Below are 14,022 nucleotides of genomic sequence, written 5' to 3'. Positions count from 1 at the left end.
CCCCGCCTCGGCGACGGCTTCGCGGGAACCGCACGCGCACATCCCCGTGAGCGCATGCGCGCCCCGCTAGCGTTCCCCCATGGGGAATCGGCGATGGCGTTCAGCTGCGACGACACTGCTCGTCGCCGTCGCGGTGGGTTCGCTCGCGGGCTGCGCGTCACGCACGGGCGAGGATGTCGCCGGTGACACGGCAGACCAGGTTGCGGCCGACATCGCCGACCGGATGGAGCCGTATGCGTCGCGTGATCGTGAGGCTGACTGGCTCGCCGCCGAGTTCACCCCGGGGCCGGGCGACCCGCAACCGACGATGTGGGCGGTGGCGCCGGTCCACATCCGGGTCGACGCGCTCGGCTGGGAGGGAACGACGCGGGGAGACCGCGTCGCCGTGGTCGACATCCGCGTCGCAGCGAAGGCCGAGGCGTACTCGCCCAACGCCTTCGGCAGCCGGGGATACTCGGAGGGGTCGGCCGTTCGCTGCTATCGAATCACGGTGACGGGGCAGCGGGGTTCGGAGGACGCGGCCCTCGATGCGCTCCCGTGCGACGGACTGCAGCCGCCCGCGAGGCCGACCCCGACCGAGCCGCCCGCGCTCGCCGATGCCGAGCAGGTCGCGCTGCTCGAGATGGTGGGGAATGCCGAGACGAGCGGGGCCGGCGCGCGCGCACTCGCGGCCGAGTTGGCGAAGCGATTTCCGGCGGAGGCCTATCGCAGTGAGGCCGACTTCGCAGAGCAGCAGCTCATCGCCGCCGTCGGCCTGTCGGACTCGCCCACCGACTGTCTCGTCGTCGTGCGTGACATCGACGGAGTTCCCGAGCGGGTCGGCGGATTCACGCCCGAATGGCTCATGCCCGGTGAGACGGGCTGCTCGACGCGTCTCATCACGAATCCGCCGCGATGAGGCGGCACCCATTCCGTGCGGCGACGTCGCGACCCGAGTTCAGCGCGCGTCGGCGAGGCGCGTGATCGCCTCGGACAGCACCTCGGGCGTGCACGCGAAGTTGAGCCGGGCATACCCGATGCCGACGCTCGCGCCGAACGTCGGGCCGATGCCGAGCGCGACCTTGGCGTGTTCGAGCGCGTAGGCGGCGGGGTCGTCACCCCAGCCGAGAGCTGAGAGGTCGAGCCAGGCGAGGTAGGTCGCGTCGGGCATGCGGTAGCGCACTCCCGGCAGCTCGTCGGCGATGAGTTCGGCGAGCAGCCGCCGGTTGTCGTCGAGGCTCGCGAGCACACCGTCGAGCCATGGCCCGCCCTCGCGGAACGCCGCGATCGAGGCGATCGAGCCGAACTGGCTCATGCGCCACTCGACTTCGTACGGCAGCGAGGCGCGCACGCGATCGCCGCGTTCGCTCGCCGTCACGATGAGCGCCGCCTTCAGGCCGGCGATGTTGAATGCCTTGGTCGCGGCGGTCACCGCGACGCCGTGCTCGCGGGCCTCGTCGGAGACCGTGAGGAACGGCGTGTACGAGACCCCCGGCTGTACGAGCGGACCGTGCACCTCGTCGGAGACGATCGTGACGCCGTGCCGGGCGGCGATCGCGGCGAGGGCGGCCAGCTGCGCGGCATCCGGAACCAGGCCGATCGGGTTGTGCGGGTTGCAGAGCACCATCGCCCGGGCGCCGGCCGCGAACGCGGCGTCGATGCCGTCGAGATCGAGCGACCAGCCTTCGTCGATGCCGCCGAGCATCGGCACCTCGACCACTCGGCCGGATGCCTCGGTGACGAGGTCGAAGAACGGCGGATAGATCGGCGGGGTGATCACGACGCCGTCGCCCGGGGCGGTGACCCGGCGCAGCACCTCGACGATGCCCATGCTGACGTCGGCGGTGCACGTCACCCGCGCCGGATCGACGTCCCAGCCGAGTCGCGCGGCGGCGAAGCCCTGGAACGCCTCGGCGACCGGCAGGCTCCCCGCCGTGTACCCCGTGTCGGAGCGGCGGATCGCCGCGTGCAGAGCCGCGGCGATCGGCTCGGCGAGCGGATAGTCCATCTCGGCGACGGGCAAGGGCAGCACATCGGCGGGGTAGAGGCGCCACTTCGCGCTGGTTCGCGTGCGGAGGGCGTCGAGTGGCTCTGCGGCAGTGCGTTGCATGCCTCCAGCTTGCCGCAGAACGGCCGCGGGTGGCAGAGGGTGGGTGCGACCCGCTAGTCTGGTCGGCTGCCCGTCGGGCGGTGCGGCACCGGGTGAATTCGCCCAGCCGCGTACCGAACGGACATACCCATGGGTTTCATCGACGTCAACGGCGTCTCATTCTCGCTGCCCGACGGCCGGCCGCTGCTGGCCGACCTCGCCTTCCGGGTGACGGATGCCGCGACCACCGCCCTCATCGGCGCGAACGGCGCGGGCAAGTCGACGCTGCTTCGCATCATCCGCGGCGAGTTGCGCCCCGACGAGGGCAGCGTGCAGGTCGATGGCGGTCTCGGCGTGATGGACCAGTTCGTCGGCACCGGGCAGACAGTGGAGGGCACCGACGCCACGGTCGCGGGCCTGCTCGTCTCGGTCGCGCCGACTCGCGTTCGAGCGGCGGCGATCGAGCTCGAGGCATCCGAGAACGCCCTCATCGAACGCGACGACACCGCGGCGCAGATGCGGTACGCGACCGCGCTCGCCGAGTACGCCGAAGCGGGCGGGTACGAGCAGGAGGTCGTGTGGGACCACTGCACGATCGCGGCACTCGGCATCCCGTTCGAGCGGGCGAAGTGGCGCGAACTCGCCACACTCTCGGGCGGCGAGCAGAAGCGGCTCGCGCTCGAGGCGCTCTTCCGTGGCCCCGAGCAGGTGCTGCTGCTCGACGAGCCCGACAACTCGCTCGACGTGCCGGGCAAGCGCTGGCTCGAATCGCAGTTGCGGGCCACTCCCAAGACCGTGCTGCTCGTCTCGCACGATCGAGAGCTGCTCGCTCGTGCCGCCGACCGCATCGTGACGCTCGAGCTCGGCGCGGCCGGTAACACGGCCTGGGTGCACGGCGGCAGCTTCGAGGGCTACCACCGCGCACGAGAGGAACGCTTCGAGCGGCTCGACGAACTACGCCGCCGCTGGGACGAGCAGCACGCCGCACTGAAGACCCTCGTCGCAACGCTGAAGGTCAAGGCGAAGTACAACGCCGACATGGCGTCGCGGTACCACGCCGCGATGACCCGGCTGCGCAGGTTCGAAGAGGCTGGGCCGCCTGAAGAGCGACCGCCCGCGCAGGCCGTCTCGATGCGACTCCGGGGTTCGCGCACCGGCAAGCGCGCGGTCGTCGGCGAGCGTCTCGAACTCGTGGGCCTGATGAAGCCCTTCGACCTGGAGGTCTGGTACGGCGACCGGGTCGCGGTGCTCGGCTCGAACGGTTCGGGCAAGTCGCACTTCCTGCGCCTGCTCGCGGGCGGCGGCACCGAGCCCGATCGCACGCTCGGGCACATCACGACCGTCGGCGAGACGCTCGCACGTGTGCCGCACACCGGCCGGGTGGTGCTCGGCGCCAGGGTCGTGCCCGGCTGGTTCGCGCAGAACCACGAGCACCCCGAGTACCGCGGTCGCTCCCTGCTCGACATCCTGCACCGCGGTGATGCGAACCGCGACGGCATGGCACGCGAGGCGGCGAGTTCCGCCCTCGATCGGTATGGGCTCGTGGCATCCGCTCAGCAGACCTTCGACTCGCTTTCGGGCGGTCAGCAGGCTCGGCTGCAGATCCTGCTGCTCGAGCTCTCGGGCGCGACACTGCTGCTGCTCGATGAGCCGACCGACAACCTCGACCTGGTCTCGGCCGAGGCGCTCGAGGAGGGGCTCTCGCGCTTCGACGGCACGGTGCTCGCCGTTACTCACGATCGCTGGTTCACGCGCGGGTTCGACCGGTTCCTCGTCTTCGGTGGCGACGGTGAGGTCTACGAGTCGGATGCCCCGGTGTGGGACGAGACGCGCGTCGCGCGAGCCCGCTGAGCGGTCAGTGGGTTGAGGAGCAGCCGACGAAGGAGGCAGCGTCACGAAACCCCGTCGTGGGTTTCGAGACAAGCTGCGCTCCTCCTCGACCCGCGGCTCAGCGGGAGTCGGTTCGGTAGGGTTGAGTGGTGACTCAGGAGATCGAGATCGGCCGCTCCAAGCGGGGCCAGCGCGTCTACGCATTCGATGACATCGCGATCGTGCCGAGCCGGCGCACCCGCGACCCCGAAGACGTCTCGGTGGGATGGTCGATCGACGCCTACCAGTTCGACATCCCGTTCCTCGCGGCGCCCATGGACTCCGTCGTCTCGCCGCAGACCGCGATCATGATGGGGCAGCTCGGCGGTCTCGGCGTGCTCGACCTCGAGGGGCTCTGGACCCGCTACGAAGAACCCGAGCCCGTGCTGGCCGAGATCCGCAATCTCACACCCGAGAATGCCACGGCGCGCATGCAGCAGCTCTACTCCGAGCCGATCAAGCCTGAGCTCGTCACGGCACGTCTCGCCGAGATCCGCGCCGCGGGCGTCACCGTCGCCGGTGCGCTCTCGCCCCAGCGCACGCAAGAGCTCTACGAGACCGTGGTCGCCGCCGGCGTCGACCTGTTCGTCATTCGCGGCACCACGGTGTCGGCCGAGCACGTTTCGAAGAATCAAGAGCCGCTGAACCTCAAGAAGTTCATCTACGAGCTCGACGTACCCGTGATCGTCGGCGGTGCAGCCACCTACACGGCAGCCCTGCACCTCATGCGCACGGGTGCTGCGGGCGTGCTCGTCGGTTTCGGCGGGGGAGCGGCGTCGACGACCCGGGCAACGCTCGGCATCCACGCACCGATGGCCACGGCCGTCGCGGATGTCGCCGGCGCACGCCGCGACTACCTCGACGAGTCGGGCGGCCGCTACGTGCACGTCATCGCCGACGGCGGCGTCGGAAAGTCGGGCGACATCGTCAAGGCGATCGCGTGCGGCGCCGACGCGGTCATGCTGGGAACAGCGCTCGCGCGGGCGACGGATGCCCCCGGGGGTGGATACCACTGGGGTGCCGAGGCGCACCACCCGAAGCTTCCGCGCGGCCAGCGCGTGCACGTCGGCCAGGTCGCCCCGCTCGAAGAGGTGCTCTACGGGCCGGCACCGTCGGCCGACGGCGTCACGAACCTCATCGGGGCGCTCCGCCGCTCGATGGCGACCACGGGGTATTCCGACCTGAAGGAGTTCCAGCGCGTCGAGGTCGTCGTCGCGCCGTATCAGGGGTTGTAGCTTCTGCGGGTTGAGCCTGTCGAAACCTGGCGTCCGGATTTCGACGAGCTCAATCGGCAGAACTCTTGGTTCGGATTTCGACGAGCTCAATCAGCAGAACTCCGAGCTCAATCGGCAGAACTCCGAGCTCAATCAGCAGGACTCTTGGTTCGGATTTCGACGAGCTCAATCAGCAGGGGCTCTTTCCGCAGGTGGTTCGGGTAGCGTTGAATCGGATCGCGCGGCCCAGCCGTGAGGCCGTGGGGATGGAGTGGCACGATGGCGACTCAGAATTCGGCGAGCATCAAGCCGGTGACGCGTTCGACCAAGCTCGGACCAGAGGAGCGAGCGGCCGCGATCGCGCGGCTGAAGGAGAAAGAACTCGACATTCTCGTGGTGGGCGGCGGCATAGTCGGCACCGGAGCGGCGCTCGACGCCGTGACGCGAGGACTCTCGACCGGCATGCTCGAGGCTCGTGACTGGGCGTCGGGCACCTCGAGCCGATCGTCGAAGCTCGTGCACGGCGGCATCCGCTATCTCGAACAGCTCGACTTCCGCCTCGTGCGCGAGGCGCTCATCGAACGCGGCCTGCTGCTGCAGCGCATCGCGCCGCACCTCGTGAAGCCCGTGCGCTTCCTCTACCCGCTGAAGACCCGCATCTTCGAGCGGTTCTACGTCGGTGCGGGCATGATGCTCTACGACATCTTCAGCTACACCGGAGGACGCCCGCCCGGAGTGCCGCACCACCGGCACCTCTCGAAGCGGCAGGTGATGCGGGCGATCCCGTCCCTCGCGAACGACGCCCTCGTCGGCGGACTCACGTACTACGACGCGCAGGTCGACGACGCCCGCTACGTGGCATCCCTCGCGCGCACCGCCTCGTTCTACGGCGCGCACGTCGCGAGCCGGGTGAAGGTCGAGGGCTTCATCAAGGTCGGCGAGCGCGTCGTCGGCGTGAAGGCGCACGACCTCGAGACCGACGAGCACTTCGAGGTGCGGGCGAAGCAGGTCGTGAACGCCACGGGCGTCTGGACCGACGACACGCAGCGCATGGTCGGCGAACGCGGCACCTTCAAGGTGCGCGCCTCGAAGGGCGTGCACCTCGTCGTGCCGCGCGATCGCATCCAGTCGGCGATGGGCATGATCTTCCGCACCGAGAAGAGCGTGCTGTTCGTCATTCCGTGGGGGCGGCACTGGCTCATCGGCACGACCGACACCGACTGGAACCTCGACAAGGCGCACCCGGCGGCGACCGCGGCCGACATCGACTACCTGCTCGAGCACGTGAATGCCCTGCTCGCCGTGCCACTCACCCGCGAAGACGTCGAGGGCGTCTACGCGGGGCTCCGGCCCCTGCTCGCCGGCGAGAGCGACCAGACTTCGAAGCTCTCGCGCGAGCACCTCGTCGCACACACCGTGCCCGGCCTCGTCGTCATCGCCGGCGGCAAGTGGACCACCTACCGGGTCATGGCGAAAGACGCGATCGACGCCGCGGTCGACGCCCTCGACGGCAAGGTGCCGAAGTCGACGACGCAAGACATTCCCCTGCTCGGGGCCGAGGGCTACCAGGCCGCGTGGAACAAGCGCGGCAAGATCGCCCGCGCGTTCGGCGTACACGAAGTGCGCATCGAGCACCTGCTCAACCGCTACGGCACGATGACCGACGAGCTGCTCGACCTGATCCGCGATGATGCCGCACTCGGCGAACCGCTGCCAGGGGCCGACGACTACCTCGGCGCCGAGGTGGTCTATGCGGCCTCGCACGAGGGAGCCCTGCACCTCGACGACGTGCTCGCTCGGCGCACCCGCATCTCGATCGAGGCATGGGATCGCGGAGTCTCGGCGGCGCCCGTCGCCGCGAGGCTCATGGGCGAGGTGCTCGGCTGGGACACGGCGCGCCAGGCGCTCGAGGTCGAGCGATACCTCGAGCGGGTCGCTGCGGAGCGCGCCTCGCAAGAGCAGCCCGACGACGAGTCGGCCGATCGGGTGCGGCTCGAAGCGCCCGACATTGTGAAGGTGGACTGAGCGCTCGTGGACTGAGCTGCGAGCTCAGCGGGCGCTCGCGCCTGGGCGCCTGGGCGTCGAGGACCGTGGACGTCGATAGACTGGGGACGATCCCGCTCGACCCGGAGGTGACCGCGCCATGATCGACGTCCGCCGGGTGGCGCTCCCCGGAGTCGGCGTGCTCCACTCGTTCACGACCGATGACGGCGTCGAGTTGTCGGTGGTCGCGCACCGAACGGGCGCCAGCGATCTCATGACGCGCGCGGCTGGAAGCGGCGAGGACCAACCGGTCACGACGGTGCGGCTGAGCGACGAAGAGGCACGCGCGGTCGCCGAACTCCTCGGCGGCACGAGCATCGTGACGTCGATCTCCGAACTCGACGATCTGCCGGGCGTGCCCATGGACTGGTTCATCGTCGACGCCGACGACGCTGTGCGCGGCCGTCCGCTCGGCGAATTCAGTCGACCCGGTGAGGTCGTGATCGCTGCGGTCGTGCGCGACGACCACGCGTACCCGACGCCGTCCGACGACTTCGTCACCCAGATCGGCGACACCCTCGTCGCCATTGGACCGAAAGAGCGCGTCGACGCCGCATTCAGCGCGTTTCGCCACGGGGCGGCGCCACTCGAGCGCGGCGAGGACCCCAGCGCCTGATGCTCCACATGATGCTGCGCCCACGGTGGGTGCTCGCACTGCTCCTCGCCCTCGGCATCGCCGCGGCCTTCGCGCTGCTCGGCCAGTGGCAGCTCGAGCGCGCGGTCGAGCAATCGGTCGTGGTCGAGCGGCCCACCGAAGAGGTGCGGCCGTTCGCCGAGCTCGCCGAGCCCGATCAGCCGACGGAGCAGGCCGCGACCGCCCAGACCGTCGAGGTGACGGGCACCGTCGTGCCCGGCGACACGGTGATCGTCGAGGGGCGGTTGAACGACGGCGTCGCAGGCTTCTGGCCGGTCGTGCATCTCGAGGTGACGGATGGCACGCCCGGCGGGTTGCCCGTCGCGCTCGGCTGGGCCGCCGATGAGCAGACCGCTCGTGATGCTGCCGAACAGTTCGAGGCCGACATCGACCCCCTCGAACCGGTCACGCTCGTCGGCAGGTTCCTGCCGAGCGAGGCGCCGATCGCCCCCGACGACGAAGCCGACCCGTTCTCGATGCAGACCGTCGCCGTCGCGCAGTTCATCAACGTGTGGGCTGACTACGACGACCGGCCAGTCTACTTCGGCTACGTCACCGCGTCGGAGCCGGCCGCTGGGCTCGACGCCATCGTCTCGCCGCCGCCGGAGCAGACGGCTGAGCTGAACTGGCTCAACATCTTCTACGCGGCCGAGTGGGTCGTCTTCGCCGGTTTCGCGATCTACCTCTGGTACCGGCTCGTGCGCGACGCCGTGGAGCGTGAACGCGAGGAGGCGGCGGAGGCCGCGGCATCCGTCGATCGCACGCCCAGCGACGCCGCGTAGACTGAACGCATGCCGCTCGAGCCGAAATCCGCCGATCTGCCGCGCATTCGCGGGGCGCTGAAGTTCTACCAAGTGGCCTCGGTCATCACCGGCGTGATGCTGCTGCTGCTCTGCGCCGAGATGATCATGAAGTACGCGTTCCACCTCGAGCTCTACGCGTTCGGCGACCAGGGCGTGCTCGCGTTCACCCCGGTGATCGAGACGGCGGCCGGACTCGAGTCGACCGGCACGGGTGTGAACCTCTCGACCGGCATCCTCATCGCCCACGGCTGGTTCTACGTCGTATACCTCTTCAGCGACTTCCGGCTCTGGAGCCTCATGCGCTGGCCGTTCACCCGGTTCATCATCATCGCGCTCGGCGGCATCGTGCCGTTCCTCTCGTTCTTCCTCGAGTCGCGCATCGGCCGCGAGGTGCGTGACTACCTCGACGCCCGCGAGTCACGCGAGGCCGACGCGGTCGCAGCAGCCGCGACATCCGACACCGACTCTTCCGACCCCGTGGAGGCCCAGCAGTGACCGATCAGCCCACCGAGCAGCGGCCTGTGCTCGTCGTCGACTTCGGCGCGCAGTACGCGCAGCTCATCGCGCGTCGGGTGCGCGAGGCATCCGTCTATTCCGAGATCGTGCCGCACACGATCACGGCGGCCGAGGTCGCGGCGAAGAACCCGATCGGCATCGTGCTCTCCGGCGGGCCGTCATCGGTCTACGAAGAGGGCGCGCCCGCGCTCGACGAGGGCATCCTGCAGCTCGGCGTGCCGACGCTCGGCATTTGCTACGGCTTCCAGGTGATGGCCAAGCAGCTCGGCGGCGAGGTCGCGCACACGGGCCTCCGCGAGTACGGCGCGACGGCGGCGACGGTGACGACCGAGCCCACTGGGCCGGGTTCGGGCAACGCGTTGCTCGAGGGCCAGCCTGCCGACCAGACCGTGTGGATGAGCCACGGCGACTCGGTGTCGCGTGCACCCGAGGGGTTCGAAGTGCTCGCGTCGACTGCGTCGACCCCGGTGGCGGCCTTCGCCAACGACGAGAAGAAGTTTTACGGCGTGCAGTGGCACCCCGAGGTGAAGCACACGGAATTCGGTCAGCGCATCATCGAGAACTTCCTGCACCGTGCTGCCGGCATCCCGGCCGACTGGAACTCGGGCAATGTCATCGCCGAGCAGGTCGCCCGCATCCGCGAGCAGGTCGGCTCGGCTCGCGTGATCTCCGCGCTGTCAGGCGGCGTCGACTCGGCCGTCTCCACCGCGCTCGTGCAGGAGGCCGTCGGCGACCAGCTGACCGCGGTGTTCGTCGACCACGGGTTGCTGCGTAAGGGCGAGCGTGAGCAGGTGCAGAACGACTACGTCGCCGCGACCGGCGTGCGCCTCGTCACGGTCGACGCGGCCGACATCTTCCTCGACGCGCTCGCCGGTGTCAGCGACCCGGAAGAGAAGCGCAAGATCATCGGCCGGGAATTCATCCGCGCGTTCGAGCAGGCCGAGCGCGACCTGATCGCCGAGGCCGCGGCCGACGGTGAGCCGATCAGGTTCCTCGTGCAGGGCACGCTCTACCCTGATGTGGTCGAATCGGGCGGCGGCACCGGCACTGCGAACATCAAGAGCCACCACAACGTCGGCGGCCTGCCCGAAGATCTGCAGTTCGAGCTCGTCGAGCCGCTGCGCACCCTCTTCAAAGACGAGGTGCGCCAGATCGGCCGCGAGCTGGGCCTGCCCGAGGCGATCGTCAGCCGCCAGCCGTTTCCGGGGCCAGGCCTCGGCATCCGCATCGTGGGCGAGGTTACCGGTGAGCGTCTCGATCTGCTCCGCGAGGCGGATGCGATCGCCCGTGAAGAGCTGACCGCCGCCGGTCTCGATCAGGAGATCTGGCAGTGCCCCGTGGTGCTCCTCGCCGACGTACGGTCGGTGGGCGTGCAGGGCGACGGACGCACCTACGGTCACCCCATCGTGCTGCGCCCGGTGTCGTCGGAAGACGCGATGACCGCCGACTGGACCCGGCTGCCCTACGACGTGCTCGCGAAGATCTCGAACCGCATCACGAACGAGGTGGCGGAGGTCAACCGGGTCGTGCTCGACGTCACGTCGAAGCCGCCGGGCACCATCGAGTGGGAGTGACGCTGCGGCGGTCCGATGCGACCCGTGCGTCGTTCGAAACGCTCGACCGCTGATGGCGACGGCCGGGAGGCAGATCTCCCTTCGAGTCTCGCGTGAGGTCGGCCGCCCCGCGAGCGAGGTCTGGGCGGTCGTTGCCAACTACGGCAAGGACCCGCTCTGGCGCGCCGGCGTTGCGACGATGGACCCCGACCCTTCGGGAGTTGTCGGGGTCGGCACCACGACGCGAGAGGTCATGCGATTCGCGGGCACGGCCTACCGCAATGGCGGCATCGTGACGAGCGTGGATCACGGGCGGGCGTTCACCTGGCGGACGACCTCTGGCATCGATGCGGAGGGAGGGCGGTCCGTCGAGCCGCTCGACGGGCTGCGCTGCGTGTTCACGTTCCACGTGCGCATCCGGCCCCACGGTGTGGAGCGCTGGTTTGCCCTGCCCCTGCGGTGGATGCTCGCGCGTGCGATCCGGGCGGACATCCGGCGGCTGGAACGGCTCGCGGCCGACTGAGGCCGAACTCACTCGAGCAGTAATCGACGGATGGCGCGGCGGTGCGACTCGACGTCGAGCGGCTCGCCCTTCCGGGTCGTGAGCTGGTGCAGGAGCACGCCGTCCGAGTAGTCCGCGAGCCAGCGCGCTCGCTCTTCGGCGCGGTCGACGCCCGCGGCGTCGACCAGGGCGCGCGCCACGTCCACGAATCGGCCGTGTCCCGCGACGACGGCCTCGGGCTCCGACAGCGCGAGCACCAGACGGGCACGCGTGAGGTCCGCCTGTTCGGTGACGAACGCGGCGAGGGTGGCCGCGAGGCGGTCGGCGAGGGCGTCGGGGTCGGCCGGGGGCGGCAGCTGCGCGCCGGCGGACCAGAGCTCGAGGTCGCGCTGCTCGAGGCGATCGACTGCAGCCGCCACGAGCGCCGCACGCGTGCGGTAGTAGTTCGAGGCGGTGCCGGCAGGGGAACCGGATGCCGCGTCGACAGCGCGGTGCGTGAGCCCTTTCATGCCCTCGGCGGCGACGACATCGAGGGCGGCGTCGGCGACGAGCGTGCGGCGGTCCATGGGGCGAGTGTATCAAATCAACTACAGAAGTAGTGTAGCTACTATTTTTGTAGTAGTGTGTCGCGCATGACCCGCATACGCATCGTCGGCGGCGGAATCGCCGGGCTCGCCCTCGCGGCAGTACTCGACCCCGACCGCTTCGACGTCACACTTGTCGAGCAACGCACCGAGCTGCCCGACATCCGCACCAGCCTCGCCATGTGGCCCGAGGCCGTCGACGCGCTCGAGTCGATCGGCATCGCCGACGGGCTGCGTCGCTCGAGCCCTTCCATCGACCGGTTCCCATTGCGCAGCTCCGCCGGACGCACCTGGACGGAGCTGCCGACGCCCGTGGCAGTGCTCGTCGCCCGCCATGACCTGCTCGCCGCGCTCGACGCGGCCGTCCCGGCATCCGTCGTTCGCACCACCGAGCGCATCGACCGCGTGGTTGCGGCGGCCCACGAGCTCGTCGTCGGGGCCGACGGCGTGCACAGCGTCGTGCGGCGCTCGGGCTGGGGCAGTCGAGCGGATGCCTCGCTGACGCCGTACCTCGCGGTACGCGGCGTCGTGCCGCACTCCGCGCCGACCGAGGCGATGGGCGAGTACTGGGGTCGCGGTCGCCTCTACGGCGTCGGGCCGCACCGGTCGGGTACCAACTGGTATGCCGCGTTCCGCTCCGACCTCGGGCCGCGCCGCATCGATGTCGCCGCCGCGCTCGAGCTCGCTCGGCAGGGCTTCGACGAGCTCGCCCCGAGCCTCGCCGACGTGCTCGCCTCGGCCGCGCCCGAGGCCACCCTTGCGCAGCGCGTCTGGACGGTTCCGCGCCTGCGTTCCTACGTGAGCGGACGACTCGTGCTCGTCGGAGACGCGGCCCATGCCATGACGCCGAACCTCGGTCGAGGCGCATGCGAGTCGCTCCTCGACGCCGTCGCACTCGGGCGGCTGCTCGGGGAGCTGCCGGTCGACGAGGCGCTGAATGCGTACGACCGGGCTCGAGTTCGATCGTCGCAGCGTCTGCGTGTGGCATCCGGAGCGCTCATGCATCTCGCGCTCGCCGAGCGCGCCCAACCACTGCGCGACCGCCTGCTGGCGATCGCCGGCAGCCGGGCCACGAGTCGCACCACGCCGGGCCGTCGGGACGCGAGCATCGCCGGCTGAGCACGAGTGCGAGCTGCGATCCGCTCGACTCGTGCGGTGCAGGGACTGTTGCCGGCGTGCAGGGCGATGGCCGCACCTACGGTCACCCGATCGTACTGCAGCCGTTGTCGTCGGAAGACGCGATGACCGCGACTGGCCTCGGCTGCCCTACGACGCGAAAGATCTCGAACCGCATCACGAACGAGGTGGCCGCGGTCAACCGGGTCGTGCTCGACGTCACGTCGAAGCCGGCGGCACCATCGAGCGGGAGTACGTGTCGGAGATGTCGTTTCCACGGTCACGCGTCTCAGGTTCACCTGATGGCCTCGAGGCGGGTTTGGACGTCGGGGCTGACGGATGCGGTGCCGCCGAGGATGATGATTCGTTCGGGGTTGAGTCGTTCGAGTTCGGTGGCGACGGTTTCGGGGAGAGTGTTGGGGTTGGTCAGGAGCATGGGGCCGCCGGTGATGCCGGCGACGGGTGCGCCGGAGAGTGCGTCGGCGTAGTTCATGCCGCTGGCGATGTATGCGACCGGGACGCCCGCGGTGAACTGCGACTGGGAGATGGCGACCGAGACCGCATAGCGGTCGGCGCCGGCGATTCGTGTGACGGCGCCGGGGCTGATGGCCTCGAGGCGGGTTTGGACGTCGGGGCTGACGGATGCGGTGCCGCCGAGGATGATGATTCGTTCGGGGTTGAGTCGTTCGAGTTCGGTGGCGACGGTATCGGGGAGAGTGTTGGGGTTGGTCAGGAGCATGGGGCCGCCGGTGATGCCGGCGACGGGTGCGCCGGAGAGTGCGTCGGCGTAGTTCATGCCGCTGGCGATGTATGCGACGGGGACGCCCGGGGTGTACTGCGACTGGGAGATGGCGACCGAGACCGCATAGCGGTCGGCGCCGGCGATTCGTGTGACGGCGCCGGGGCTGATGGCCTCGAGGCGGGTTTGGACGTCGGGGCTGACGGATGCGGTGCCGCCGAGGATGATGATTCGTTCGGGGTTGAGTCGTTCGAGTTCGGTGGCGACGGTTTCGGGGAGCGCGTTGGGGTTGGTCAGGAGCATGGGGCCGCCGGTGATGCCGGCGACGGGTGCGCCGGAGAGTGCGTCGGCGTAGTTCATGCCGCTGGCGATGTATGCGAC

General features: G+C 69.8%; 13 protein-coding genes and 1 pseudogene. 11 read left to right on the top strand and 3 right to left on the bottom strand.

Translation table 11 applies throughout. The features are described 5' to 3' along the window. Window positions 1–79 precede the first annotated feature (79 nt). Window positions 80–898, top strand: coding sequence for a hypothetical protein (locus tag AC1C2U_RS16940; protein ID WP_495362944.1), 819 nt, complete (start codon window positions 80–82; stop codon window positions 896–898). Window positions 899–937: 39 nt separating this feature from the next. Here the strand turns inward: AC1C2U_RS16940 and AC1C2U_RS16935 are convergent, their stop codons facing one another. Continuing rightward, complete coding sequence (locus tag AC1C2U_RS16935) at window positions 938–2,089, bottom strand: MalY/PatB family protein (RefSeq protein ID WP_495362943.1); 1,152 nt, start codon at window positions 2,087–2,089, stop codon at window positions 938–940. Between the two features lie 129 nt (window positions 2,090–2,218). Between AC1C2U_RS16935 and AC1C2U_RS16930 the strand changes: the two genes are divergently transcribed. The 8 genes from AC1C2U_RS16930 (at window position 2,219) to AC1C2U_RS16895 (ending at window position 11,223) form a co-directional block, all read left to right on the top strand. Beyond that, the gene (locus tag AC1C2U_RS16930) at window positions 2,219–3,919 is read left to right on the top strand and encodes an ABC-F family ATP-binding cassette domain-containing protein (protein WP_495362942.1); all 1,701 of its coding nucleotides are present in this window, start codon (window positions 2,219–2,221) and stop codon (window positions 3,917–3,919) included. Between the two features lie 128 nt (window positions 3,920–4,047). Then, window positions 4,048–5,172, top strand: coding sequence for a GuaB3 family IMP dehydrogenase-related protein (locus AC1C2U_RS16925; RefSeq protein WP_495362941.1), 1,125 nt, complete (start codon window positions 4,048–4,050; stop codon window positions 5,170–5,172). Between the two features lie 258 nt (window positions 5,173–5,430). After that, the gene (locus AC1C2U_RS16920; protein WP_495362940.1) at window positions 5,431–7,176 is read left to right on the top strand and encodes a glycerol-3-phosphate dehydrogenase/oxidase; all 1,746 of its coding nucleotides are present in this window, start codon (window positions 5,431–5,433) and stop codon (window positions 7,174–7,176) included. Window positions 7,177–7,294: 118 nt separating this feature from the next. Next, entirely contained in the window at window positions 7,295–7,810 is a 516-nt protein-coding gene (locus AC1C2U_RS16915; protein WP_495362939.1) for a cation:proton antiporter regulatory subunit, read from the top strand. 11 nt (window positions 7,811–7,821) lie between these two features. Beyond that, on the top strand, window positions 7,822–8,610 hold the full coding sequence (locus tag AC1C2U_RS16910; RefSeq protein ID WP_495362938.1) for an SURF1 family protein: 789 nt from the start codon (window positions 7,822–7,824) through the stop codon (window positions 8,608–8,610). 9 nt (window positions 8,611–8,619) lie between these two features. Further along, complete coding sequence (locus AC1C2U_RS16905) at window positions 8,620–9,126, top strand: DUF3817 domain-containing protein (RefSeq protein ID WP_495362937.1); 507 nt, start codon at window positions 8,620–8,622, stop codon at window positions 9,124–9,126. Then, window positions 9,123–10,721, top strand: coding sequence for a glutamine-hydrolyzing GMP synthase (gene guaA, locus AC1C2U_RS16900; RefSeq protein WP_495362936.1), 1,599 nt, complete (start codon window positions 9,123–9,125; stop codon window positions 10,719–10,721). The genes AC1C2U_RS16905 and guaA overlap by 4 nt, the downstream gene beginning before the upstream one ends. Window positions 10,722–10,773: 52 nt before the next feature. After that, entirely contained in the window at window positions 10,774–11,223 is a 450-nt protein-coding gene (locus tag AC1C2U_RS16895; RefSeq protein WP_495362935.1) for an SRPBCC family protein, read from the top strand. A gap of 8 nt (window positions 11,224–11,231) precedes the next feature. Here AC1C2U_RS16895 and AC1C2U_RS16890 read toward each other — a convergent pair whose 3' ends face one another. After that, window positions 11,232–11,768, bottom strand: a complete 537-nt coding sequence (locus AC1C2U_RS16890; RefSeq protein WP_495362934.1) for a TetR/AcrR family transcriptional regulator — start codon at window positions 11,766–11,768, stop codon at window positions 11,232–11,234. A gap of 66 nt (window positions 11,769–11,834) precedes the next feature. On the opposite strand from AC1C2U_RS16890, the gene AC1C2U_RS16885 reads away from it, so the two are divergent. Next, the gene (locus AC1C2U_RS16885; protein WP_495362933.1) at window positions 11,835–12,905 is read left to right on the top strand and encodes an FAD-dependent monooxygenase; all 1,071 of its coding nucleotides are present in this window, start codon (window positions 11,835–11,837) and stop codon (window positions 12,903–12,905) included. 53 nt (window positions 12,906–12,958) lie between these two features. Further along, window positions 12,959–13,155: pseudogene (locus AC1C2U_RS16880) on the top strand (GMP synthase (glutamine-hydrolyzing)); the annotation flags it as partial. A 42-nt stretch (window positions 13,156–13,197) separates the two neighbouring features. Here AC1C2U_RS16880 and AC1C2U_RS16875 read toward each other — a convergent pair. Next, window positions 13,198–14,022 (bottom strand): cell wall-binding repeat-containing protein (locus AC1C2U_RS16875; protein ID WP_495362932.1); only part of this gene is annotated, 825 nt, incomplete at its 5' end.

Source organism: Agromyces sp. Y575 (assembly GCF_059445445.1).
This window is presented reverse-complemented; position numbering and strand designations above follow the sequence as displayed.